General features: G+C 71.4%; 25 protein-coding genes. 14 read left to right on the top strand and 11 right to left on the bottom strand.

The annotated features are described in order from the left end of the window. Positions 1-50 precede the first annotated feature (50 nt). From FB471_RS02520 to FB471_RS02500, 5 genes are read right to left on the bottom strand one after another with little or no spacing between them, the layout of a single operon-like run. Positions 51-1,826: a sodium/solute symporter gene (locus FB471_RS02520; protein WP_141995743.1), complete on the bottom strand. Its 1,776-nt coding sequence runs from the start codon at positions 1,824-1,826 to the stop codon at positions 51-53. Further along, complete coding sequence (locus FB471_RS02515) at positions 1,823-2,173, bottom strand: DUF485 domain-containing protein (RefSeq protein WP_141995742.1); 351 nt, start codon at positions 2,171-2,173, stop codon at positions 1,823-1,825. Before FB471_RS02515 ends, FB471_RS02520 begins: the two co-directional genes overlap by 4 nt. 20 nt (positions 2,174-2,193) lie before the next feature. Beyond that, positions 2,194-2,967 (bottom strand): LytR/AlgR family response regulator transcription factor, encoded by a 774-nt coding sequence (locus FB471_RS02510; RefSeq protein ID WP_141995741.1) that lies wholly within the window; start codon positions 2,965-2,967, stop codon positions 2,194-2,196. Next, complete coding sequence (locus FB471_RS02505; RefSeq protein ID WP_141995740.1) at positions 2,964-4,040, bottom strand: sensor histidine kinase; 1,077 nt, start codon at positions 4,038-4,040, stop codon at positions 2,964-2,966. Before FB471_RS02505 ends, FB471_RS02510 begins: the two co-directional genes overlap by 4 nt. A gap of 34 nt (positions 4,041-4,074) precedes the next feature. Continuing rightward, positions 4,075-4,515 (bottom strand): MarR family winged helix-turn-helix transcriptional regulator, encoded by a 441-nt coding sequence (locus FB471_RS02500; protein ID WP_141995739.1) that lies wholly within the window; start codon positions 4,513-4,515, stop codon positions 4,075-4,077. A gap of 98 nt (positions 4,516-4,613) precedes the next feature. On the opposite strand from FB471_RS02500, the gene FB471_RS02495 reads away from it, so the two are divergent. Then, positions 4,614-6,707 (top strand): MMPL family transporter, encoded by a 2,094-nt coding sequence (locus FB471_RS02495; protein ID WP_141995738.1) that lies wholly within the window; start codon positions 4,614-4,616, stop codon positions 6,705-6,707. Here FB471_RS02495 and FB471_RS02490 read toward each other — a convergent pair. Beyond that, positions 6,690-7,535: a class I SAM-dependent methyltransferase gene (locus FB471_RS02490; RefSeq protein ID WP_170220674.1), complete on the bottom strand. Its 846-nt coding sequence runs from the start codon at positions 7,533-7,535 to the stop codon at positions 6,690-6,692. The two genes, FB471_RS02495 and FB471_RS02490, sit on opposite strands and share 18 nt — an antisense overlap. 23 nt (positions 7,536-7,558) lie before the next feature. On the opposite strand from FB471_RS02490, the gene FB471_RS02485 reads away from it, so the two are divergent. Beyond that, on the top strand, positions 7,559-8,266 hold the full coding sequence (locus FB471_RS02485; RefSeq protein WP_141995736.1) for an MBL fold metallo-hydrolase: 708 nt from the start codon (positions 7,559-7,561) through the stop codon (positions 8,264-8,266). An 18-nt stretch (positions 8,267-8,284) separates the two neighbouring features. Here the strand turns inward: FB471_RS02485 and FB471_RS02480 are convergent, their stop codons facing one another. Beyond that, positions 8,285-8,677, bottom strand: a complete 393-nt coding sequence (locus FB471_RS02480; RefSeq protein ID WP_141995735.1) for a TIGR03618 family F420-dependent PPOX class oxidoreductase — start codon at positions 8,675-8,677, stop codon at positions 8,285-8,287. Next, on the bottom strand, positions 8,674-9,528 hold the full coding sequence (locus tag FB471_RS02475) for a hypothetical protein (RefSeq protein WP_141995734.1): 855 nt from the start codon (positions 9,526-9,528) through the stop codon (positions 8,674-8,676). Before FB471_RS02475 ends, FB471_RS02480 begins: the two co-directional genes overlap by 4 nt. Positions 9,529-9,742: 214 nt before the next feature. Here FB471_RS02475 and FB471_RS02470 point away from each other — a divergent pair, with 214 nt between their 5' ends. The 6 genes from FB471_RS02470 to FB471_RS02445 are packed head-to-tail and all read left to right on the top strand — an operon-like array spanning position 9,743 to position 16,476. Continuing rightward, a complete protein-coding gene (locus FB471_RS02470) occupies positions 9,743-10,909 on the top strand; it encodes an ROK family transcriptional regulator (protein WP_142001502.1) in 1,167 nt (388 codons plus the stop codon). A 49-nt stretch (positions 10,910-10,958) separates the two neighbouring features. Then, positions 10,959-12,320 (top strand): extracellular solute-binding protein, encoded by a 1,362-nt coding sequence (locus FB471_RS02465; protein ID WP_141995733.1) that lies wholly within the window; start codon positions 10,959-10,961, stop codon positions 12,318-12,320. A gap of 13 nt (positions 12,321-12,333) precedes the next feature. Then, positions 12,334-13,326 (top strand): carbohydrate ABC transporter permease, encoded by a 993-nt coding sequence (locus FB471_RS02460; protein ID WP_141995732.1) that lies wholly within the window; start codon positions 12,334-12,336, stop codon positions 13,324-13,326. Beyond that, positions 13,323-14,207, top strand: coding sequence for a carbohydrate ABC transporter permease (locus FB471_RS02455; RefSeq protein ID WP_141995731.1), 885 nt, complete (start codon positions 13,323-13,325; stop codon positions 14,205-14,207). The genes FB471_RS02460 and FB471_RS02455 overlap by 4 nt, the downstream gene beginning before the upstream one ends. Then, positions 14,204-15,484 carry a 6-phospho-beta-glucosidase gene (locus tag FB471_RS02450; protein WP_246076208.1) on the top strand — a complete coding sequence of 427 codons (1,281 nt, stop codon included), beginning with the start codon at positions 14,204-14,206 and terminating at the stop codon, positions 15,482-15,484. The genes FB471_RS02455 and FB471_RS02450 overlap by 4 nt, the downstream gene beginning before the upstream one ends. Continuing rightward, positions 15,481-16,476, top strand: a complete 996-nt coding sequence (locus FB471_RS02445; RefSeq protein WP_141995729.1) for an N-acetylglucosamine kinase — start codon at positions 15,481-15,483, stop codon at positions 16,474-16,476. The genes FB471_RS02450 and FB471_RS02445 overlap by 4 nt, the downstream gene beginning before the upstream one ends. On the opposite strand, the gene FB471_RS33930 is transcribed toward FB471_RS02445, so the two are convergent. Then, the gene (locus tag FB471_RS33930; RefSeq protein ID WP_170220673.1) at positions 16,473-16,628 is read right to left on the bottom strand and encodes a hypothetical protein; all 156 of its coding nucleotides are present in this window, start codon (positions 16,626-16,628) and stop codon (positions 16,473-16,475) included. The genes FB471_RS02445 and FB471_RS33930 overlap by 4 nt on opposite strands. Before the next feature lie 331 nt (positions 16,629-16,959). Between FB471_RS33930 and FB471_RS33925 the strand changes: the two genes are divergently transcribed. Together FB471_RS33925 and FB471_RS35800 are read left to right on the top strand one after the other, a co-directional pair. Further along, entirely contained in the window at positions 16,960-17,115 is a 156-nt protein-coding gene (locus tag FB471_RS33925; RefSeq protein WP_170220672.1) for a hypothetical protein, read from the top strand. Between the two features lie 100 nt (positions 17,116-17,215). Then, positions 17,216-17,362: a hypothetical protein gene (locus tag FB471_RS35800; protein ID WP_425457022.1), complete on the top strand. Its 147-nt coding sequence runs from the start codon at positions 17,216-17,218 to the stop codon at positions 17,360-17,362. Here FB471_RS35800 and FB471_RS02435 read toward each other — a convergent pair. Next, positions 17,353-17,979: a TetR/AcrR family transcriptional regulator gene (locus FB471_RS02435; protein WP_141995728.1), complete on the bottom strand. Its 627-nt coding sequence runs from the start codon at positions 17,977-17,979 to the stop codon at positions 17,353-17,355. The genes FB471_RS35800 and FB471_RS02435 overlap by 10 nt on opposite strands. A gap of 66 nt (positions 17,980-18,045) precedes the next feature. Here FB471_RS02435 and FB471_RS02430 point away from each other — a divergent pair, with 66 nt between their 5' ends. Further along, a complete protein-coding gene (locus FB471_RS02430; RefSeq protein WP_141995727.1) occupies positions 18,046-18,513 on the top strand; it encodes a DUF1453 family protein in 468 nt (155 codons plus the stop codon). A gap of 12 nt (positions 18,514-18,525) precedes the next feature. Here FB471_RS02430 and FB471_RS02425 read toward each other — a convergent pair whose 3' ends face one another. After that, the gene (locus FB471_RS02425) at positions 18,526-19,104 is read right to left on the bottom strand and encodes a TetR/AcrR family transcriptional regulator (protein WP_141995726.1); all 579 of its coding nucleotides are present in this window, start codon (positions 19,102-19,104) and stop codon (positions 18,526-18,528) included. 77 nt (positions 19,105-19,181) lie between these two features. Between FB471_RS02425 and FB471_RS02420 the strand changes: the two genes are divergently transcribed. Genes FB471_RS02420 through FB471_RS02410 form a run of 3 tightly spaced genes read left to right on the top strand, consistent with a single transcriptional unit; the run spans position 19,182 to position 23,766 of the window. Then, positions 19,182-20,204, top strand: a complete 1,023-nt coding sequence (locus FB471_RS02420) for an alpha/beta hydrolase (protein ID WP_141995725.1) — start codon at positions 19,182-19,184, stop codon at positions 20,202-20,204. After that, the gene (locus tag FB471_RS02415; RefSeq protein WP_141995724.1) at positions 20,201-22,051 is read left to right on the top strand and encodes an ABC transporter ATP-binding protein; all 1,851 of its coding nucleotides are present in this window, start codon (positions 20,201-20,203) and stop codon (positions 22,049-22,051) included. The genes FB471_RS02420 and FB471_RS02415 overlap by 4 nt, the downstream gene beginning before the upstream one ends. Next, positions 22,048-23,766: an ABC transporter ATP-binding protein gene (locus FB471_RS02410; protein WP_141995723.1), complete on the top strand. Its 1,719-nt coding sequence runs from the start codon at positions 22,048-22,050 to the stop codon at positions 23,764-23,766. Before FB471_RS02415 ends, FB471_RS02410 begins: the two co-directional genes overlap by 4 nt. Positions 23,767-23,769: the final 3 nt, after the last annotated feature.

The raw sequence follows: 23,769 nt of genomic DNA, 5'->3' as shown, positions 1-23,769 counted from the left end.
GGCTTCGTGTCGTGCGTCACCCTAGGAAGCTCGGTGAAATGTCGGAATCATCAGCGGACCAACCGGCGTGTGATGCGACGAACGGCCGACGAGCGGCGGGCGGACCACGACGAGTGGCCGAGGTCCCTGGCGACCGCGTGCCGGTCGGCGATGAGCGAGTGCCGGTTCTCGTCCAGGTGCAACCGCAACATCGCGGCCGCGGCCCAGGGCGGCGGCCTGCCGAACAGGGAGACCACGATCATCACGGCGAAGGCCAGCGGCACCGCCCAGGGCGCGGGCTGGGCCAGCAGGATGGCGAGCCAGCCGCTGACCGGTGGTTCGAACAGGGTCAGCGTGAACGCCCCGGTGGAGGCCAGCAGCCCGACGGTGACGCCGCTGAGCGCGCCGGGCACGGTCAGCCCGCGCCACCAGATGCCCAGCACCAGCAGCGGGCAGAAGGTGGCCGCGGCCACGGTGAACCCCCAGGTCACCAGCGTGCCGGCGTCGAAGCTGAACGCGGGAAGGGCCAGCAGCACCACCACCGTGGCCGCGCCCACCACGGCCACCCGAAGCTGGCGCAGCCCGCCGGGAACCAGGTCGTGCGAGATCGCGCCGGAGGCGACCAGCACCAGCCCGAGCGAGGTGGCGAGGAACGCGGCGAAGGCCCCCGCGGTGAGCAGGCCGGTGAAGAACGTTCCCCAGGCCCCGGTATCCACCTGTGCCGGTAACGCCACCACCGCGGTATCGGTGGCCCCGGAGAGATACAGGTGCGGCACCAGCACCCTGCCGAGGACCCCGTAGATCCACGGGAAGAGGTAGAACACGCTGAGCAGCGCCACGGTCAGCACCGCCGTCCTGCGGGCCGCTCGCCCGTCCGGGCTGGTGTGGAAGCGCATCAGCACGTGCGGCAACCCCATCGTGCCGAGCATGGTGGCGGCCAGCACGGACAGCGTGCCCAGCAGCGGGTAACCGGTCTCCTCGAGGTCCAGCAGCGGGCGTTGCCAGCCGGGGCCGCCGGGCGCGGTCTCGCCCGCCAGGTCGGGGGCGGGGGCGCCCGCGGGGAACACCACGGCGCGGCCGCCGGGTACCTGCCATTCCCCTTCCGGCAGCGGTGTGACCGTGCCGTCCGGTTCCCGCAGCGCGGCGCCGGGCGGTACCTCGAGGGTGACCGGGACCCGGAAGGTGACCGCGGTGTCCTGGTGGAAGTGGGTGAACTCGACGGGGTGCAGGGCCTCCTCCCGCACCTGCGGCCCGACCTGGGTGAGCAGCCACACGGCCGGGACGATGAACAGCAACAGCTTGAAGAAGAACTGGAACGCCTGCACGTAGGTGGCCGCGCGCATCCCGCCGAGCACGAGGGTGATGCTGACCGCCGCGCCGGCGATCACCACGCCGACCCAGTACGGCTGCTCGCCGACCACGCTGAGCACCAACCCCGCCGTGCGGAATTGCGGCACCAGGTAGAGCCCGCTGATCACCAGCACCACCACGGCGGCCAGCTTGCGCAGCGCGGGGGAGGCCAGCCTCGCCTCGGCGAAGTCGGGCACGGTCAGCGCCCCCGAGCGCCGCATCGGCGCGGCGACCAGCGCGAGCATCGCGATGTACCCGGCGGTGAACCCGACCGGGTACCACAGCGCGCCGATGCCGTCCTTCACCACGAGTCCGGCCACCCCGAGGAAGGAGGCCGCCGACAGGTACTCCCCGGAGACCGCCGCCGAGTTCAGCAGCGGGGAGACCCGCCGGGAGGCGACAAGAAAGTCGGAGGTGGTGCGCATGGCCGCCACGCCGCGCAGCCCGATCAGCAGGGTGACCAGCACGACCGGGGCCACCGCGAAGGCCGTGATCACCCGTCGTCCTCGGCGCGTTCGGCCCGGCGCAGCTGCCACCAGGCCAGCGACACCATGGCGGGGAACGGAACGACGGCCACGGCGATCCAGGACGCGGGCACGCCGAGCAGCCGCAACCCATCCAGGGCGGGGAAGGCGGCCAGCAGCACGGGCAGGCCGAAGATGAGCGCGAACAGCAGGGCGACGGCGAGCGTCGAGCGTCGGCGTTGCGCCCGGTAGAGCCGGACGGCCCGCTGGGCCTCGGCGGGGTCCAGCGTCGCCGGCCGCCACCGCGCGCGGTGCCTGCGCCGGGCGTGCGCCAGGCGGGTCTGCGGGCTGGTGACCGCGACGCGGCGGTTGGTACTCATCTCGATGATCCCGGTGCCGGTCAGGTGCGTTGCTCGGGTCGGCTGAGCTCGCCGCGCTGGGCCGCGCGCAGCAGCCGCTCGCGCAGTTCCCTTGCGTGCCTGCGGCTGACCGGTACGTCCCCGAGGTCGGTGTGCGCGAGCAGGCCACCGACCGAGTCGCTGCGCAGCTCGCGCACCGCGTCCAGGGCCACGAGGTAGCCGCGGTGCGCGCGGGCGAAACCGGCGTCCGCCCAGTACTCCTCGAGGCGGGAGATCGGCATCCGTACCGGGTGCACGCCGGAGGGGGTGTGCAGCCGGACGTAGTCGCCGTGCGCCTCGACGAAGCGCACGTCGTCGCGCCGCACGTACCGGGTGCGGCCGCCGGACTCCACCGGCAGCGCCGCGAGTGCGTCCGGCCGGTCGCTGCCGGGTTCCGCGGCAGGCGTGATCCGGCCGACCCTGGCCAGCGCGTCGGCGAGGCGTTCCGCGCGCACCGGTTTGAGCAGGTAGTCCACCGCCCCGACACCGAAGGCCGCCACCGCGTGCTCGTCATAGGCGGTGACGAACACGATCACCGGTGGCTCGGCGAGCTTGCCCAGCAGCGCGGCCAGCTCCAGCCCGTCCAGGCCGGGCATGGCGATGTCCAGGAACACCGCGTCGAACCGCTCGCCGCGGATCATCCGCAGCGCGCTGAGCGGGTCGCCGGCCGCGGTGACCCGGGCGATCTCCGGGGCGTCCCGGAGCAGCTGGCACAGGTCCTCCAGCGCCGCGGGCACATCGTCCACGGCGAGTACGTGCAGGCCGCTGGCTTTCACGGCATCACTCCCGGCTGGAACATGGGGACCCGGACGAGCACCCTGGTGCCGTCGCCCTCGGCCGTCTCCACGACGAGCCCGAACCACGGCCCGTACACGTTACGCAACCTGCGGTCGACATTGGCCAGTCCCATGCTGCCGCCGCCGTGCCCGGCGAGGACGGCCTCGGCCGCAGCGGGGTGCATCCCGGTGCCGCTGTCCTCCACGCTGATCACGCAGTCCGCGCCCTCGGCCTCGCCGGTGACCTGCACGTGCCCGCCACCCGCGCAGGGCTCGATCCCGTGCCGCACCGCGTTCTCCACGATCGGCTGCAGGACCAGGTAGGGGATGGCCACGGCGAGCACCTCGGGCGCCACCCTGACCTGCACCCGCAGCCGGTCGCCGAGCACGGCGCGCTGCAGTGCGAGGTAGGTCTCGATCGCGTGGAACTCGTCGGCCACCGTGGTGTACTCGCCGTGCCTGGCCAGGCTGTACCGGATGTAGTCGGCGAAGTCGAGCATCAGCTCCCGTGACCGGGCGGGTTCGGAGCGGACAAGGCCGGCGATGACGGTGAGCGCGTTGTACACGAAGTGCGGGGAGATCTCCGCGCGCAGCGCCCGCAACTCGGCCTGCGCGGCGTGCTCGGCCGAGGCCTCGAGGTGGCCGCGTTCCAGCGCCGCCACGATCACGCCGGCGACCTCGCGCAGTGCCGCCCTGCCGGCCCGGCCGGAGACCAGCAGCGCGCCGGCCATCTCGTCGTGCACGATCAGCGGGAGCGCGATGACCTGGCCGCGGCCGCACCGGCTTTCGGTGTGCAGCACGTCCTCGACCATGGCCGCCGTGTCGACCTCCGCGGGCAGCCGCCCGGACAGCACCAGCCCGCCGGAGAGGTCCGCCAGCCCGACGCCCTCGACCTCGAGCAGCCGGCGGATTCCGCGTGCCGCCGCGCGGGCGCGCGGACCGGCGAGGCCGTCCGCGAGGTCCTCGGCGACGTGCCGGGCCGTCTCCAGCGTGCCCGCCGGTTCCGCGCGTGGCCGCGGCCGGCGCAGCCGGAGGGCGTCCCGGTCCAGCTCCCGGTCGGCAGGTACGGACATGCAGGCTCCATCCGCGTCGATGGCTCGCTAGATCCTAGGCCGTGTCCGCACCGAGCTGGGTGACGATGTGCAGCAGCCGGTGGCGGAAGTGCTCGTCCTCGCCGAGCACACCCTGGACGACCGGGTCGTGCCGCTCGGCCTCCGCGGCCCGGCGGTGCACCTCGCGCCCCGCCTCGGTCGCCCGGACGAGCGTGCGGCGCCCGTCCGCGGGGTCGGTGGTCCGCTCCACGAAGCCGGAGCGCTGCAGCCGCTCCAACGTACGGCTCATGGTCTGGTCGGTCACTCGACACCGGCGGGCCAGCGCACTCTGCGCCAGCCCCTCGGTGCCCAGCAGGTGCAGCGCGACCAGGCCGGCATGGCTGAGACCCAACTGGTCGAGCAGGGCGGCCCACCTGGCCTCCACCAGCCGCGCCGCCACCGAGAGCAGCCGGCCGGTCGGCCAGGACTCGATGCCGGAATCCGGGTCGGTGTCCATCCTCACAGCCCTTCGCGATGCGAATCGTCAGCCTGCTGAATAATCTGCCGGTGAGGGTTCCACCCGGCTCGTTCGTTCGACAGGCGAGGTACGCACCCATGATCTCCGATGAGCCGCCCGCCGAGGGCAGGCCGGCGCGCACCCGAAGGCGACGCTGGCTGATACCCGCGCTGCTGCTGATCGGGTGGCTCGCCGTGGGCGGGTTCGGCGGGCCGTTCGCCGGCAAGCTCAGCGAGGTCGCGGAGAACGACAACGCGGCCTTCCTGCCCGCCTCCGCCGAGGCGACCGCCGTCACCGAGTGGCAGAAACGGTTCGCCGACAGCCAGACCGTTCCGGCCATCGTGGTGCTGGAGCGCGCCGGCGGGATCACCGAGGCCGACCAGCGGTTCCTCGCCACCGCGACGCACCACATCGAAGGCGTGCCCGGGGTGCGGGGACCGCTGCCGTCGCCGATCCCCGCGCGGGACGGCCAGGCGACGCAGCTCGTCGTGCCGATCACCGCGGACGGCAACCCCGGCGATGTGGCCCAGGAGGTCCGGGACGCCGTCCCGCGACCGCCGAGCGGGTTGACCGTGCTGGTAACCGGCCCCGCCGGTCAGCTCGCCGACCTGGTGGAGGCGTTCAGCGGCATCGACGGCCTGTTGCTGCTGGTGGCGGGCGCGGTCGTGGCGCTGATCCTGGTCATGGTCTACCGCAGCCCGGTGCTGCCGCTGGTGGTGCTGCTGTCCGCGGTGTGCGCACTCGGCCTCGCCAGCCTCATCGTGTACCTGCTCGCCGACCAGGACGTGCTGGCGCTGAACGGGCAGAGCCAGGGCATCCTGTTCATCCTGGTCTTCGGAGCGGCCACGGACTACGCGCTGCTGCTGGTGTCCCGGTTCCGGGAGGACCTGCGCGACACCCCCGAGGCCCTCACCGCCATGCGCACCGCGCTGCGGGCCACCGTCGAGCCGATCACGGCTTCGGCCGGCACGGTGATCCTCGGGGTGCTGTGCCTGCTGTTCAGCGACCTCAACTCCAACCGCGGCCTGGGCCCGGTCGCCGCCATCGGCATCGCCGCGGCGCTGCTGGCCTCGATGACCTTCCTGCCCGCGGTTCTGGTGCTGCTGGGCAGGGCCGCGTTCTGGCCTCTCCTGCCGACGCTGGGCTCGGCACACAAGGAGGAAGGCGGGCTGTGGGCGCGGGTCGCGGGTCGGGTGAACGCCACCCCGCGGGTGGTCTGGATCGGCGCCACCGTGGTGCTGCTGGCCGGGGTCGCCTTCGTGCCCCAGCTACGGGCGAGCGGGACCGACCAGTCCGATGTGTTCCTCACCGAGGTGGACTCGGTGACCGGTGAGCAGGTGCTCGCCCGGCACTTCCCGGCAGGTGCCGGCTCGCCCGCAGTGATCATCGCGGACGCCGAAAGGACCGGCGAGGTGGCGGCCGCCGCCCAGGTCGAGGGGGTCTCCCAGGTCGCGCCGCTGACCGGACCGGAAGGCGCCCCCACGGTGGTGGACGGCATGGCGCAGCTCAACGCGATCCTGACGGCCCCGGCCGGCTCGGAGTCCGCCATCGCCACCGTGCAACGCATCCGGGACGCCGTGCACGCGGTCCCCGGCGGCGAGGCGAAGGTCGGTGGCCGCAGCGCGATCCAGTTGGACACCCAGGAGACCTCGAAGCGGGACCGCGCGGTGATCATGCCGATCGTGCTGGTGGTGATCTTCGCCGTGCTGGCCCTGCTGCTGCGCGCGTTGCTGGCACCGCTGCTGCTGATCGCCACCGTGGTGCTCTCCTTCGGCGCCACCATGGGCGTCTCGGCGCTGGTGTTCAACCACGTGCTGGACTTCCCCGGCGCCGACCCCGGGGTACCGCTGTTCGGTTTCGTGTTCCTGGTGGCGCTGGGGATCGACTACAACATCTTCCTGATGACCAGGGTCCGCGAGGAGACCATCGGCTCGGGAACCAGGGCCGGTACGCTGCGCGGCCTGACCGTGACGGGCGGGGTGATCACCTCGGCCGGGGTGGTGCTGGCCGCGACGTTCGCGGCGCTGGCCGTACTGCCGATCCTGTTCCTCGCCCAGATCGCGTTCATCGTGGCGTTCGGCGTGCTGCTGGACACCCTGCTGGTGCGTTCGCTGCTGGTGCCCGCGCTGACCATCGACATCGGCAAGCGGGTGTGGTGGCCGTCCCGGCTGGCCTCAGCGCCCGGCTCCTGACCGCGCGGTGCCGGGCCAGGTCAGCGTGACGATGCCGGATCCGGAGGCGCCCAGGTCCCTGGTCTCGCCGTCCAGGTGGCCGTGCTCGCGCAGGGCCTCGGCCACCTCGGCGGTGCGCGTCCGCGGCAGGCACAGCCTGCGCCTGGTCACCTCCACCAGCGCCTCCGGATCGGGATGCTCGGCGGCGGGGGTGCGCCGCCACCGCCGGACGGTGGGGTGGATGCCGAGCTCGGCCAGGGCCGCGACCGCGTCCTCGGCGGTCGGGCCCTCCGGCCGGTCGATGCCGTGGAAGTGCCGCCACAGCGGGTTCAGCGCGGTGAGCGGGTGCCGGTCGGCGAGCTCCGCCACGACCAGCCCGCGGGCATGCCCGGTCAGCGCGGTGACGAACGGCTCGAGGTCGGCGACGTTGTAGAGCACGTGGTGGCAGAGCACGACGTCGGCGGGGGCGACCTCGGCCGCCACCGCGGGCCAGGTGCCGTGCACCAGCCGGGCGGCCAGGCCGTGCGTGGCGGCCCGCCGGTCGAGCTCGGCGAGCAACTCGGCATCGGCGTCCACCGCGGTGAGCCCGGTGCACCGTGGCGCGAGCGGCAGGCAGGCCGACCCTGCCCCCGCCCCGACGTCGAGCACCGAACCGGGCGGGTCCAGCGCGTCCCACGCGGCCGGGAGGGACGCCCCTTCCGGGGTGGCCAGCTGCCGGTCCGCCCGCCGGGTGAACACCGGCCGGGGCAGCACCCATGGCGAGTCCTCGGCACCGGCGAGGATGTACCCGGGTATCCGCCAGGCCGCCAGCTCACCGCGCCATCGTTCGATCGCGTCCACGCCCCACATCCCTGTCCCGTTACGATCGGACCATGTCCGACCGGCTCTACTTCCGTCAACTGCTCGCGGGCCGCGACTTCGCCGTCGGCGACCAGGTCGCCACCCAGATGGCGAACTTCAGCTACCTGATCGGCGATCGGGAGACCGGCGAGGCGGTCATCGTCGATCCGGCATACGCGGTGCAGGACCTGCTGGACGCGCTCGCCGCGGACGGGATGCGGCTGACCGGGGTGCTGGCCACCCATCACCATCCCGACCATGTCGGCGGCGACATGATGGGCTTCGCGCTGCCCGGCCTGCCCGAGCTGATGGCCCTGCAGCCGGTGCCGGTGCACGTGAACCGGGCCGAGACGGAGTGGGTGCGGCGGGTCACCGGCCTGTCCGCGAGCGACCTGGTCGGCCACGACCACGACGAGGAGCTCGAGGTCGGGGCGATCCCGCTGCGGTTGCTGCACACCCCCGGGCACACGCCGGGCAGCCAGTGCTTCCTGCTGGACGGCAAGCTGGTCGCCGGGGACACATTGTTCCTGGAGGGCTGTGGCCGCACGGACTTCCCCGGCGGGGACGCGGACGCGATGTACCGCAGCCTGCAATGGCTGGCCGGGCTGGACGGCGACCCCGTGGTCTACCCGGGCCACCTGTACTCGGCGGATCCCTCCGCCGCGCTGTCCCGGGTGCGCGAGCGCAATATGGTGTTCCGGCCGCGGTCGCTGGAGGAGTGGCGGGCGATGTTCGGCTGACCGGGTTCGGCCGCCTGGTCAGTCCATCCCGAGCCGCCGGGTGATGGTGATCTCCAGTACCACCCGTTCCGGGTTGGGCCGGGGCTGCCGCCGGTAGCGCCGGGTGTAGCGGTCCTCGGCGTCGCGCACCGCCTCGGCGTCCGTACGCAGCACCGCCCGGCCCTCCAGGGTGGACCAGCGTCCGGTGCCGACCTGACTGACCGCCACCGGTGCGCCCCCGGGGCCCGCCGCGCGCACGTTGCGCGCCTTCACGCTGCCCCGGCCGCAGATGACCCTGGCGACGGCGAAGTCCTCGTCCACGGTCACGCCCACCGGGACCACGTGCGGCAACCCGTTCGGCCGCAGTGTGGTCAGCGTGGGGAACAGCCGCTCGGCCCAGAAGTCCCGCAACTCCGCACTGCCCGTGGTCATCCCCCCATCCTGTCAAAGCGCCAGGTCTTGCTGTCGGTGAGCAGGCAGAAGCCGGGGGAGAGGACGACGACGCGCAGGGTCGCTTCGCGCGGGTCGTAGTCGATGCCCTCGGTCTCGAACTCGCCGGAGCAGGCACTCTCCAGCGGGAGTTGGCCGAGGGCGCTGACCCGCGCGGTCACCTCGTCGCCGGTGAGTGGGCCCGGCAGGTCGAGCCGTAGCAGCGGCTTGGTGACGCCGAACAGCGCTCCCTCCGGGTCGTTCGAGGAGCACAGCAGGCGGGTGGCCGAGACGAAGGCGCAGCCCTGGACGTCCCGGACCGGCCGGTCCAGCCGGATCGTGGAGGCGAGCGGAAGGTCGGCGGCGGGGTCGGTGGCCACGATCCCCGGCATCGGGTGCACCAGCAGCCGGTCCCTGGTGCCCCACTCGCCGGTCACCAGCCACCGGCCGTCCGGGGCCACCGCGGCGAAGGAGTTGTTGCTCGCCTCCCAGGACTCCAGCTCGTGGGTGTACTCGGCCCAGGAGCCGTCCGGCGCCTGCACCCGGAACAACTTCGGCCCACGGTCGTCGCGCTGGTAGGGCTCCACGTAGTAGCCACGGCGCGCCCCGGGGTCGCCGACGTGGTTCCAGCCGCGCATGGCGAGCGAGGGCGGGATGGTGCCCACCCCGGTGTAGCGGATGAAGCTGCCGTCCGCTCGTACCACGGTGGCCAGGCCCTGGCTCTCGTCGAGCGGCCGGGCCCGGTCCGAGCCGATCGGGACCCAGGGGTCGGTGTTCGCGGCCGCGTGCCCTAGTCCGGGCGCGAGCAGCAGGAGGGCGGCGAGCAGGGCGGTCGGTATCCCGGTTCTGCGCATGGGGAACTCCGTCTCGATGCAGGGGTCGTCCCTGGATACCAGCGGCGCCCACGCTCCGGTACCCGCTATGTGAATGCTTCTCGTGTTTTCCTCGGAGGTTCGACTGTTGACGGATGTGGTGTAGACCACTACAGTGTCTCGAAACCGTCTGTAAAGTTTCCTATCTAATAACACCAGGACCCGGGGGTGACGAGTGCGCACGGGGAGCCCGCGGCTGTTGCGGGAGATCAACGATCGGGCGGCCATCGACACGCTGCTCAGGCAGGGGCCGCTGACCAGGTCCCACCTCGAGGACGTGATCGGCCTCTCGAAGCCGGCGACCGCGCAGCTACTCGCCCGTCTCGAGCAGGAAGGCGTCGTCGTCAAGGACGGCGTGCGGGACGGCGGGCGCGGCCCCCGTGCGCAACTCTGGGCGGTCAACGGTGCGGTCGCCAGGGTGGCCGCGGTGGACCTGACCCCGCACGGCGCGGACATGGTGATCGCCGATATCACCGGCAAGGTGCTGGCGCGGCGCGCGGCAGGGTCGTCGGAGGTGCCGGTGCTGGCCGGAACCGATGTCGTGGCGGCCTTCGCCGCGGCGCTGGCAGGCACCGCCGAGGCCGCCGGGGTCACCCTGGCCGAACTGCACCGGGTGGTGATCGGCGCGCCCGGGGCCGTGGACCCGAACACCGGGCGGCTGGGATCGGCGCCGCATCTGCCCGGCTGGTCCGGGTTCGACCTCCCGGCCGCCCTCGGTGCCGCGCTCGGCGTCGAGGTGACCGTGGAGAACGACGTGAACCTGGTGGCGCTGCACGAGATGGCCGAGGGCAGGGCCACCGAGCTGAGCGACTTCGTGCTGGTGTGGCTCAGCGAGGGTGCCGGCGGCGCGGTGGTGCTGGACCGCAGGCTGCGCCGCGGCGCGGCGGGCGGCAGCGGGGAGATCGACTGGCTGCAGGTGCCCGACCGGGCGCGCACCGACACCGGCTTCGACCGGTTCGGCGCCCGCTGGGGCGATCTGGTCGACTCACCCGCGATCCTCGCCCTCGCCGACGCGCACGAGATCTCCGCCGACACCGGTTGGGCGGCGGTCGGTGCGGCGGTCAAGGCGGGCGAGGCCGGCAGGGCTTTCCTTGCCGACCTCGCCCGCCGGGTCGCCGCCGGGATCGCCAACGTGGTCAGCGTGCTCGACCCGGAGGCCGTGCTGCTGTGCGGCGAGGTCAGCAGGGCGGGCGGTGACCTCTTCCTCGAGCTGGTTTCGCACGAGCTACACGAGCTCGTCGTGCCGAGAACCCCGGTCGAGCTGGCTGCCGCGCCCGGTGACGCGGTGCGGGCGGGCGCGTTGCAGTCGGCGCTGGCCACCGTGCGCGAGGAGGTGTTCGGACTTCCCGCCGGGGGCCAGTGATCTCCCGGAACCGCTCCACCGTCCCCATTCGATGATCGCAGGAGGGCACATGCGCTCCATCCGGACTCCGAAGAAGAAGGCCCGCGCACTGGCGGCACTGGCCGGCGCGGCGATGCTGCTGACGGCCTGCTCCGGCGCGGTCAGCGGGCCCGAGCAGGACGGCGAGGCCGCACCCGCGCCCGCCGCCGACGAGTCGCTCACGTTGACCGTGTACAGCAAGTTCTCCTCGCGCGAGTACGACGTGGTGACCAAAGGCCTGAACAACCTCAAGCAGAAGTTCCCGAACATCGAGATCAACCACGAGGGAAACCAGGACGACGACAAGCTGGCCGCCTCGATCCGCGCGGGTAACCCGCCGGACGTGGCGATCTCCTTCTACACCGACAATCTCGGCACCTGGTGCGACAACGGCAGCTTCACCGATCTCGCGCCGTACCTCGAGCGGGACGGGATCGATCTGAACATCATCCCGGAGGCTGTGCGCTCCTACACCGAGTACCAGGGCCAGCGGTGCGCCATGCCGATGCTCGCCGATGTCTACGGCTTCTACTACAACAAGGAGATGCTCGCCGAGGCCGGCATTTCCGAGCCACCGAAGAACACCTCGGAGCTGTTCGAGTACACCAAGAAGCTCACCGAGTTCAACCCGGACGGCTCGATCAAGGTGGCCGGGTTCCTGCCTTCCATGCCGTTCTACGCCAACCAGGCGCAGATCTGGGCGCCGAACTTCGGCGCCACCTGGCTGGACGAGCAGGGTGGGTCCAACCTGGCCGGCAGTCCGGAGTGGAAGGAGATGTTCCGGTTTCAGCAGCGGTTGGTCGACTTCTACGGCTACGAGAACCTGGAACGCTTCACCGCGGGTCTCGGCGACGAGTTCTCCGCCGATCACGCCTTCCACCGCGGCGAGGTCGCGATGATGATCGACGGCGAGTACCGCACGGCGTTCCTGAAGGACCAGACGCCGGAGCTGGACTACGGCACCGCGCCGCCGCCGGTCGCCGACAGCAAGCCGGACCGTTACGGCGGGGCGTTCACCACCGGCACGATCATCGCCATCCCGCGCGGCGCGGAGAACCCCGGCGCGGCCTGGGAACTGATCAAGCAGATGTCTTTGGACACGGACACGTTGGTGCAGCTGGGCAACGGGCTGCGCAACGTGCCCAGTACCCTGCCCGCGCTGGAGGACCCCGGGTTGGAGGCGGACGAGCAGTTCCAGACCTTCCTCGACCTGTTCTCCGGCGGCAAGCTACTGCCGAATCCGACCACCGTGATCGGGGACGCGCACCTGAAGGCGGTCAACGACTTCGCCGCTCGCTGGCAGGCGGGGAAGGTGCCGGACCTGGACAAGGGCCTTGCCGAGGTGGACGCGCAGATCAACGACGCCCTGGCCCAGAAGAGCGGCGGGAACTGAGCGGGAACGGCCCATGACCGCCACCCTCGGCCGGGCGGCGGAGGGCGTCGTGCCCACCCCCGATGGGGAACGGGCGCGGCGCTCCCGCCGCCGGCGCGTCACCGTCCTCTCCTTCATGGCGCCCGCGCTGGTCGGGTTCCTGATCTTCTTCGGGTACCCGCTGATCGCGACGCTGTACTACTCCTTCACCGACTACGACCTGCTGAACCCACCGTCCTGGGTGGGGCTCGACAACTACATCCGGATGTTCACCAGCGAACCGCTGGTGGCCACGGCGGCGTGGAACACCACCTGGCTGGTGGTCGTGCTGACCGTGACCAGGGTGATCTTCGCGCTGGGTGTGGCCTCCGTGATCTCCCGGCTGAAGCGGGGCGTCGGCCTGGTGCGCACGCTGTGCTACCTGCCTGCGCTCGCCCCGCCCGCCGCGGCCACCCTGGCGTTCGTCTTCCTGTTCAACCCGGAGTTCGGGCCGGTGAACCGGTTTCTGCGGCTGCTCGGTATCGAGGGCGGGCTGTGGTTCAACGATCCGGCGATGGCCAAGCCCGCGCTGACCCTCCTGGTGATGTGGGGTTCCGGGGAGTTGATGATCATTATCCTGGCCGCGTTGCTGGACGTGCCGCAGGAGCACTACGAGGCCGCCTCGCTGGACGGCGCCGGGCCGCTGCGCCGGTTCTGGCACATCACCCTGCCCACCATCTCCCCGGTGCTGCTGTTCGGCGTGGTCAACTCGATGATCTTCGCGCTGCAGTTCTTCACCCAGGCGATCGTGGCCGGTTCGGTCGCGCAGGGCGCGGCGGATGTCGCGGGTAACACCAAGACCATCGGCGCGCCGCAGAACTCCACGCTGACCTACCCGATCTGGCTCTACGTGCAGGGATTCCGGTACTTCAACATGGGTTACGCCGCCGCGATGGCGGTGCTGCTGTTCCTGGTCTCCTTCGCTTTCACCGCCGTGCTGGTGCGCCAGCTACGCAAGGCCTCGGACGTGCAGGAGGCGGCCCGATGACCACGACCACCACGACGCGGCCCGACCCGGCCCGGTCGGCCGTGGCCAGGCGGGCGAGGTGGGATCGCAGGCTGTACTGGGTGGCGACGCACAGCCTCGGGCTCGGCCTCGGCATCCTGTTCATGCTGCCGATCGTCTTCGTCCTGCTGACCGCGGTGATGGAGAGCGACCAGGCGATGACCTCCAGCCTGTGGCCGGAGGAGTGGCATTTCGAGAACTTCGTGCGGGTGTTCGAGCAGGCACCGCTGCACCTGTACCTGATCAACAGTCTCACGTACTCGGGGCTGGCCACCCTCGGCATCATGCTGTCGGCGATCCCGGCGGCCTACGCGCTGGCGAAGCTGCGGTGGCGCGGGCAGACCCTGTTCTTCCTGCTGACCATCGCGGCCATGATGCTACCCCCGCAGGTGGTGGTCGTTCCGCTGTACGACCTGTGGGTGCGGCTCGGGTTCACCGGAACCCTGGCCCCGCTGATCGTGCCGTACTTCCTGTTCGACGCGTTCAGCATCTTCCTGCTGCGCCAGTTCTTCCTGACCATCCCGAAGGAGTACCTCGAGGCGGCGAGGATCGACGGCTGCAACCAGTTCCAGGTGGTGACCAGGGTCGTCCTGCCGATGGCCAAACCGGGGATCGTCGCCACCGGGATGTTCTGCTTCCTGTTCACCTGGAACGACTACTTCGGCCCGCTGCTGTTCACCGGGGAGAACCGGGAGAGCTGGACGCTGTCGCTGGCGCTGGCCTCGTTCCGCGGCATGCATCATGTGGAATGGAACCTGACCATGGCGGCCACCGCGCTGGTGATGGCGCCGGTCATCATCCTGTTCATCTTCGCGCAGAAGTCGTTCGTGCGCGGTATCACCTTCACGGGAGTCAAAGGTTGAGAAAGCTCACGGTGGTCGGCGGGGGATCCACGTACACCCCCGAACTGGTGGACGGCATCGCCGCCGGACGGTCCAGTGTGGATGTCGACGAGATCGTGCTGGTGGACCCGGACACCGATCGGCTGGCGACGGTCGGTTCGTTCTGCTCGCGGCTGCTCGAGCGGGCGGGTCACCCGGCGCGGATACGCACCACCACCAGCCTGGCCGACGGAGCCGAGGGGGCGTCGGCCGTGTTACTGCAACTGCGCGTCGGGGGCCAGGTGGCACGGCACTCCGACGAGACCTTCCCGCTGGACTGCGGCTGCGTCGGGCAGGAGACCACCGGCGCGGGCGGGCTGGCCAAGGCGTTGCGCACGGTGCCGGTGGTGCTGGACATCGCCCGCAGGGTTCGCGAGGTCGCGGGCGAGGACACCTGGCTGGTCAACTTCACCAACCCGGTCGGCATCGTCACCAGGGCGTTGCTGAACGAGGGGCACCGTGCCGTCGGGTTGTGCAACGTGGCGATCGGGTTGCAGCGCCTGTTCGCGGAACTGTTGCGGGTGGACACCGGGGCCGTGCGACTGGAGCACGTCGGCCTGAACCACCTCAGCTGGGAACGTCGCGTCCTGGTCGAGGGCGCGGAAGGCGCCACCGACCGGCTGCCCGAACTGCTCGCCGAGCACGGGCCGCGGCTGGCCGAACATGTCGGGACCCCGCTGGGATGGCTGCGCAGGCTGGGCATGGTGCCCTCGTACTACCTGAGGTACTTCTACGCCCACGACGAGGTGGTACGCACCCAGCGCACCGAGCGCCCGCGCGCCGAGGTGGTCAGCGAGGTGGAGGCGGAGCTGCTGAAGATCTACGCCGACCCCGCGGTGGTGACGAAACCGGCGCAGCTGGCACGGCGGGGCGGGGCGTACTACTCCGAGGCCGCGGTGCGGCTGGTGCACGCGCTCACCGGGGACGGTGCCGCCGAGGAGCATGTGGTGAACGTGCGCAACGAGCGGACCATGCCGTTCCTTCCCGAGGACGCGGTGATCGAGGTTCCGTCCGTTGTGGACGGAAAGGGCGCGCGGCCGCTGCCGGTGCGGCCGGTTCCGCCCCTGCTGTCCGGGTTGATCTCGCAGGTCACCTCGTACGAGCAGCTGGCGCTGGAGGCAGCCCTGCACGGCGGCCGGGACCGGGTGGCGGACGCGCTGCTGGCGCATCCGCTGATCGGGCAGTACGAGTACGCCGACGCGCTGGCCGGCACCCTGGTGCGGGTGAACGCGCCCTTCCTGCCCTGGGCCCGCCGGTGAACGGTACCGGCGGCGGGGTGGTCATCGCGATCGACGGGGGCAACAGCAAGACCGATGTGCTGCTGGTCAGCACGGCCGGGAAGGTACTGGGCCGTGCCCGCGGCCCTGGCGCGTCCCCGCAGGCGGTCGGGGTGCCGCGGGCGCTGGAGGTGTTCGAGGGGCTGGTGCTGGAGGCGTTCGCCGCGGCGGGCATGCCGGCGGGCCGCACCTTCGGTGCGCACACCTCGGCCTACCTTGCCGGGCTCGATCTCCCCCAGGAGGAGGAGACGCTGCGGGTGGCGCTGATCGAGCGCGGCTGGTCGCGCTCGGTGCGGGTCGGCAACGACACCTTCGCCCTGTTGCGGGCCGGCACACCGGACGGGATCGGGGTGGCAGTGGTGTGCGGCGCGGGGATCAACTGCGTCGGGGTCGGCGCGGACGGCCGGACCCACCGCTTTCCCGCGCTCGGCCGGATCTCCGGCGACTGGGGTGGCGGCATGCAGCTCGGCGAGGAGGCGCTGTGGTGGGCGGTGCGGTCCGAGGACGGCAGGGGCCCGAGAACCGCGCTGTTACCGGCGGTGCTGCGCCACTTCGGCGCGGAATCCGCCCGGGAGGTGGTGGAGCGCCTGCACTTCGGCCGGTTGCCGGCGAAGGCGGTGCACGAGCTGTGCCCGCTGTTGTTCCGTGTCGCCGCCGCGGGGGACGAGGCGGCGCAGGACGTGGTGGACCGGCTGATCGAGGAGGTCGCCCTGCTGGTCACGGTCAGCCTGCGCAGGCTGGACATGACCACCGGCGCCCCGGCCGTCGTGCTCGGTGGGGGCGTGCTGGCCGGGGTGAACGGCACGGTGATCGGCGAGATCGAACGGCGCTGCGTGAAGGTGGCGCCGCGTGCCTCTGTCGGCGTGACCGCGCTGCCACCGGTGTTCGGCGCGGCACTGTCCGGTCTGGACGCGATCGGTGCGGGCGCGCCGGCCTACGCGCGCCTGCGGTCCTCGGTCGGCGCCGGGGACTAGCGGGAGGCGACCGGTGCGGTCTCCGGCGCCTGCGCGGACTCGGCGGACTGCCGCGCCGACCGGGCGGTGCCGCCGCGCTGCATGGTGCGTAGGCCCAGCGCGATGACCACGAAAACGCCGATCAGCAGGATCGCCCATACCAAGGGACTCATCGACCCGTACTCACTTTCGATTGGAAGTCTGTGTCCTGTTCGGTGTGATCGGGACCGCCCTCGGCGGCCCCGTGGCACAGCATGCATCCGTCACGGCCGGCCGAGGCGCGGACTCACGCGGCGTTGACGCCCTGTCCGCGCGTCCTGAGACGACGTTGACGCGGCGGCGGTGAATCGCCGTGCACCGTCACCGACCGCGACCGGCAAAAGGTACCGGACGCCTTTTTCGCACGCACCGCGGGACCCGGTGACACTGACCGGGGACACCCGGTTGCCATAGCGTGTTTATGGGTAAGAATAGTGTTCATATATACGAACGAGGTGTCCGGGAATGCACTGTAGGGTCGGCCCGCGTACCGGCGAGGCCGTGGGTGAGCCGGTTACCGAGACGGCGACGGTGCAGGTCGATCGGTGGCGCCGCCTCGCCGCACGGGCCGCGGAGCAGCGCGCCGAGTCCACGCTCGCGTGGCGGGCCGCGACCGGGTAGGCCGGTTGATCTGCAACGGCTGGCCGACCGGGGTCGCGGCGTCCTGGGCGATGCAGCATGGGGTCCGTTCCCCGCCACCACGGCGCCGCTGCACACCTCGGTGGGCGCCACCGCGATCCGCCGCTGGTTGGCGCCGGTCAGCTACCAGGACTGGCCCGCGGACCTGCTGCCCGAGGCGCTGCGCGACGGCAACCCCCTCGGCATCCCGCGCAGGGAGAACGGAACCCCGGTCCCCGGTTACTCGTAGGCTCCGGTGGCGGCCAGGGTCTCGACGTGCCTGCGCAGCACCGCGAGGGTGGTCTCCCGGTCGGTCAGCTCCGGTTGCAGGGTCGCGGTGACCGTCAACCCGTCCAGCAGGGCGCAGAGCCGCTCGGTCTCCAGGCCGATGTCCAACCAGTCGGCGATCCGGTTCAGCCTGCGTGCCTCCAGCAGCACCCGCCGAACCAGGGCACGCTGGGTCTCGTGCAGTTCGTGGGTGTACCGCCGCAGTCGCGGTTCGGTCCGTGCCTCGGTGAGGAAGGCGAGCCAGACCACCGACTCCCGCCGCCGCCGCTCGTCCAGCGGGAGCAGCTCGGCCAGCAACTCCACGGTCAGTGCCCTGCGGTCCACCCCGGAGTCCACGGCGAGCAGGTCCTCCGCGTGCCGTAGCACCCTGGTCCGGACGTTCTCGCTGAGCGCGTGCAGGGCGAATCCCATCAGCTCGTCGTGGCTGCGGAAATAGTGCCGGATCGACCCGATGGCCAGCCCGGCCTCGGTGGCGACGTTGCGCAGGGAGGCGCGCGCGATGCCGTCGCGCTGGATCACCCGGAACACCGCCTCGGCCACCGCCTGCCTGCGGGCGGCGGGATCGACCACCTTGGGCATGCTGCTTTTATAGCATAGCCATGCTAGTTTATGTGGCACAGGCGTGCTATATAAGGAGGTGGACTGGTGAGTACCTGGCTGGTGATCGTGCTGGTCGGGGTGGTGGGTTTCGCGATCGTGCGGCGGTTCCTCGGTGAGCCGTTGACCGCGCGCGAGGTCTTCGTGCTGCCGCTGGTGCTGCTCGGGGTTGGCGGCTTCAGCCTGCGCGAGGTGCCGGTGACCGGAACCGACGTGCTGTGGCTCGGGATCGGCGGGTTCATCGGCTGCGGCCTGGGGTACCTGCGTGGCCGGACCGTGCGGCTGCTGCGCCGGGACGGGGTGTTGTGGCAGCGCTACACGGGCTGGACCGTGCTGGTGTGGGTGGCGTCCATCGTGGTCAACGGTGGGATCGGCCTGCTGGCCGAGCAGTGGGGGATGAATCCCGAGGCCCGCCCGATGCCGCTGCTGATCGGGATCAGCTTGCTCGGCGAGATGGCCTGCCTGGCGCTGCGCGCGCGGGCCCTGGGCGTGCCGTACGCACCCGAGCGACGTTGAAGCCGCTTCAAACTAGGGCGGCGCGGCGCGGTCAGTGAAGTAGCGCAGAACCATCTCGGCCAGTGCGGTGACGTCGGCGTCGGCCATCGGCTCGCCGGTCATGCCCATCCGGTGGAGCAAGGTCCCGACGACGACGTCGATGAGGAGCAGCACCCGGTTCTCCGGCTCGCCGAGCGCGTCCTGGAGCGCGCGCAGGTACGGGGCCTGAAACCGCGTGGACAGGACCTCGCGCAGGCCCGGATCGTTGACGGCGTCCACGAACACGCCCGCGAATGCCGCGCCGACTCCCGGCTCGCCGATCTTCGCCGCACCCCAGTGGATGGTCGAAGACAGGACCTCGACTCGGTCGGCGCCCTCCAGCGGCAGTGGGCCGAACGCGTCGAGGAGGCAGTCGGCGATCAGCGCACCCTTCGACTCCCATCGACGGTAGATCGTCGTCTTCGCGACCCCCGCAGCCGCCGCGATGCGATCCATCGTCGCGCCGGCATAGCCGAGCTCGTGGACCGTGTTCAGCGTCGCGGCGAAGACCACGGCGTCGATGCCGGCGCGTGGGCGACCGGGCGGCCTGGCGGATCTGGTCGCTCGGGTCATGGCTAGATGGTAGCCGATTGCGCTACGATCGGTATCGATACTATAAGTAGCGAAACTGCCGCGATCGAGGAGAAGACATGAACGACATCGCCGGGGTTGAACGGCCCCCGCTGGGCATCCGGCTACTGCATGCTCTGCAGAAGGAGCCGGACCTGTCGGCGATGACGGCCGAGGAGTTGGTCACCTTCCGCGAGGCGGTGAACCGCAAGCGAGCGTCCCGCCTTGCCCGGGTGATCACCGGTCTTCCGGACCGCGGTGCCGTGATCCGATGGCAGGAGGTGACACTGTCCGACCGTGGGCTCCGGGTCCGGGTGTACCGGCCGTCACCCGGGCGCGGTGGCGGGAACGTCGACCTGCCGCTCGTGCTTCACGTGCACGGCGGCGGGTTCGTCGGTACGGCGGCGCAGAGCGACTGGGTGAACAGCCACCTCGCCGCACGGCTGCCCGCGGTCGTCGTCTCGGTCGAGCACCGGCTCCTCGCTCCGGGGACTCCACTGCCCGCGGCCGTCGACGACGGCTGGGACGTGCTGCGGCACGTGCTGCGGCACGCCGTGGAATGGGGGGTGGACCCGGCACTGACCGCGGTCTTCGGGGAGAGCAACGGCGCGATGATTGCCGCACTGGCCGCGATCCGGGCCAGAGAATCCGGCCTGCTCCTGCGGGCACAGGTGCTGGTCAACCCCGCTCTCGATCTGACCGAGACGGCGTTCGACTACGCCTCGATGGCCCAGCACGCGAACAGCCCGACCCTCACCGTGGCGCAGATGCGGCTGTACCAGCGGTTGGCCGTTCCGCCGGGAATGGATGCTCGTGCGGTGTCGCCGCTGCATGCCGACGACCTGAACGGACTGGCCCCCGCGCTCGTGGTGGTGCCGACCCTTGACCCGCTGGCCGATCACGGCCGTCGGTACGCCGCGCGGCTGCGCGAGTCCGGCACTCCCGCGCGGCTGACCGAACATCCCCGAGCGACGCACGGGTTCGTCAGCATGCCGGGAGCGGTGCCGCGGGCCAAGGCCGCGCGGGCGGAGATCGCGGAGTTCCTCCGGGAACGCCTCGCCGGCCCGGTCGCGTCGAGATCGACGAAGGCGGGAGGGCGATGACCGCCACCGACCTTGCCCGGGAGAGCGAGCGGTCCGCACCACCCGGTGCGGACGTCGTGGCGGGCCGGCCCCTGGCAGGGCTGCTGCGCCCCTACCTCGGGAGTTTCGCGGCCGTCGCGATCCTGCAGGTCGTCGGCGCCATCGCGGGCCTGGCGCCGCTACTGGCGGTCGTCGAACTGGGTCGCACCCTGTTGTCGCCCGGCCCGATCGATCACGACCATGTCTGGTTCGTCGTGCTCGCGGGCGCGGTCGGCCTGGTCGTCCGGCTGCTGTTCACGGCCGCGTCGTCCGGGATCGGGCATCTTCTCGACGGCCAGGTACAACTGGCGTTCCGCAGGCAACTGGCCGCGCGACTGGGGCGCGTACCGATCGGCTGGCTCGCCCGACGCCGGACCGGCACGCTGGCAAAAGTGGTGGGCGAGGACGTGAGTGCCGTGCACCCGTTCATCGCCCACGCCCCTGGCGAGCTCGTCTCCGCATTCGTGGTGCCGCTGGTGTCGCTGATCTACTTGTTCACCATCGACTGGCGGCTCACGCTGATCACGCTGATACCCGTGGCACTGGCAGTGGCTCTGGTTCCCCTCATGCTGACCCCGAACCGGCTGCGCGAGCAGGAGGAGTTCGACGCGGCCATGGGGCGGATCTCGAGTTCCGTCGTCGAGTTCGTGCAGGGCATCTCCGTGGTCAAGGCGTTCGGCGGAGCCGGCCGCGCCCACCGTCGATTCCGCGCGGCCGCGGACGACTTCGTCGGTACCTTCAACCGCTGGGTGCGCGGCGTGTCCGGGATCGCCGCGGGCATGCAACTGGTGCTGTCGCCGCCGTTCGTGCTGCTGGTGGTGCTGACCGGCGGCGCGGTTCTGGTCACGACCGGAGGCATGGCCCCGGCCGACCTGCTGCCCTTCCTGCTGCTCGGGCTGGGCCTGACCGCTCCGGTGGCCGCCCTCGGCCACGGCTTCGACGACCTGCAGGCCGCCCGACGCGCGGTCGGCCGGATCCGGGACGTGCTCGCGGTACCGCCGCTACCGGAACCCGCCTACCCGGTCGCGCCGCAGGGTCACCGGGTGGAACTGCGGGACGTCCGATTCGGCTACGACGCCGATCACGAGGTGCTGCGCGGGATCGACCTGGTGCTCGAGCCGGGCACGGTCACCGCGATCGTCGGGCCGTCGGGAAGCGGAAAGTCAACGCTGGTGCGGCTCCTGCCGCGGTTCTTCGACCCGTCCCACGGTTCGGTCACCCTCGGTGGTGTCGACCTGCGCGAGCTCGGCAGCCGGCAGCTCTACCGGACGGTCTCCTTCGTCTTCCAGGACACCTCCCTGCTACGCGCGTCGATCGCGGACAACATCGCGCTGGCGGCACCGAACGCCGACCTCGACGACGTGGTTCGCGCCGCCCGGATGGCACATGTCCATGACCGAATTCTCGAGCTGCCGCGCGGATACGAAACGGTGATCGGTGTGGACGCCGGATTGTCGGGCGGCGAGGCACAGCGGATCTCGATCGCCCGCGCACTGCTCGCCGACGCGCCCGTTCTGGTGCTGGACGAGGCGACCGCCTTTGCCGACCCGCAGACGGAACAGGCGGTGCGCCGGGCCCTGGCGACGCTGGAGGGCCACCGGACGATTCTGGTCATCGCCCATCGCTTGGAGACGACCGCCGACGCCGACACCGTCGCGGTGCTGGACGACGGGATGATCGTCGAGCGCGGCAGGCCCGCCGACCTGCTGGCACAGCAAGGAAAGTTCGCCGCGTTCTGGACATCCTACCGAGCGGCGATGTCCGACGGGATCGAAACCCACGGTGCGGGCAACCCCGGCGGCGTACCGCGAGGAGGCGAGCCCCGATGATTCGAACGCTGCTGCGGGTGCTGGGACACGAGCACGCCCGGCCGGTGCGGCGCACCGTTGCCCTGATGACGACGACCGCGGTGGTCGAGGGTTTGTCCTACGCACTGCTGGTTCCGGTGCTGGGGGCACTGTTCGGGAGCACGCCAGGCGATGCCCGGCCCTGGCTGGTCGCGTTCGGTGCCGCGGTCGCGGTCTACGCGGTGCTGCGCTATCGGAGCGATCTGTCCGGTTTCCGCGTCGGAAGCACACTGCTGCGCGGGCTGTATCACCGGCTCGGCGATCAGCTGGCCCGGTTGCCCATCGGTTGGTACGCGGCCGGCGGCCGCGTCGGGGAGGTGTCCGTACTGGCCGGCCGCGGAGTCCTGGAGGCGATGGGCGTGATCGCGCACCTGCTGGCGCCGTTCATCTCCGCGTGCGTGACTCCCCTGACGATCGTTGCCGTGATACTCGCCTTCAACTGGCAACTGGGGTTGGCCGCGTTGGTTGCGGCACCGGTCGTGGCGGCGATCCAGAGCCGGACGGGGCGCTCGGCGGCGACCGCGGATACGGAGCGTGCCGAACGCGACCACGAGGCCACCGCCCGCGTCATCGAGTATCTCCAGGCCCAGCCGGTGCTGCGAGCAGGCGGCCGGGTGAGCGAGCGCTTCCGGCTGCTCGACGACTCGTTGCGGGACGTCCAGCGCGCGTCCCGCCGTACCCTGCTGTCGGCGCTGCCCGGCGCGTTGGGCCTGACGCTCGCGGTGCAGGCGGTGTTCACCGCCCTGCTGGTACTGGGTGCGTACCTCGCCCTCGCCGGGAGCATGGGCGTGGCAGAGGTTCTGACGATCCTGGTGCTCGCCGCCCGCAGCGCGGATCCGCTGCTGTCGCTGTCGGATGTCGGCGGCAGACTCCGCGGCGCGCGTTCCGAGCTGGCGAGGCTGGACGCGGTACTGCGCGCCGAGCCGCTGCCGGAACCCCGCGAACCGGTTCGGCCGGTACGTCACGACCTCGAGTTCGACTCGGCCACCTTCCGGCATGGCGACCGCACGGTGACCGACGACGTGTCGTTGTCCGTGGTGCAGGGACAGCGGCTTGCCGTTGTCGGGCCCTCGGGTGCGGGTAAGAGCACCTTGCTGCAGTTGCTGGCGCGGTTCCACGACGTGGACGCGGGCGCGGTGCGCGTGGGCGGTGTGGACGTGCGCGACATCGATACGGAGGTGCTGATGGCGCGGATCGCCATCGTCTTCCAGAATGTCTACCTCTTCGACGGCACGATCGAGGAGAACGTGCGTCTCGGCCGTCCCGACGCCGACGAAGCCGAGGTGCGGGCGGCGGCGACCGCGGCGCGGCTGGACGAGGTGATCGAGCGCCTGCCCGGCGGCTGGGCGACGAATGTCGGCGAGGGCGGCGCGATGCTGTCGGGCGGTGAGCGCCAGCGGGTCTCGATCGCCCGAGCACTGCTGAAGAACGCGCCCATCGTGTTGCTGGACGAGGTGACCTCCGCACTGGACCCGGTGAACGAGGCCGCCGTCCACGAGGGAATCGAGCGCCTGATGGCGGGCCGGACGGTGGTGCTGGTGGCGCACCGGATGCGGACCGTCCAGCGCGCCGATCGCGTCGCCTTTCTGGACGGCGGCCGGATCGTGGAGGAAGGCGGCCATGGCGAGCTGCTGCGCCGCGGTGGCCGCTATGCCGATTTCTGGAACCTGTCCATGACTCCGACAGCGAGTGAGTGAGCC

This window comes from Amycolatopsis cihanbeyliensis (assembly GCF_006715045.1).
Taxonomy (GTDB): Bacteria; Actinomycetota; Actinomycetes; order Mycobacteriales; family Pseudonocardiaceae; genus Amycolatopsis; species Amycolatopsis cihanbeyliensis.
This window is presented reverse-complemented; position numbering and strand designations above follow the sequence as displayed.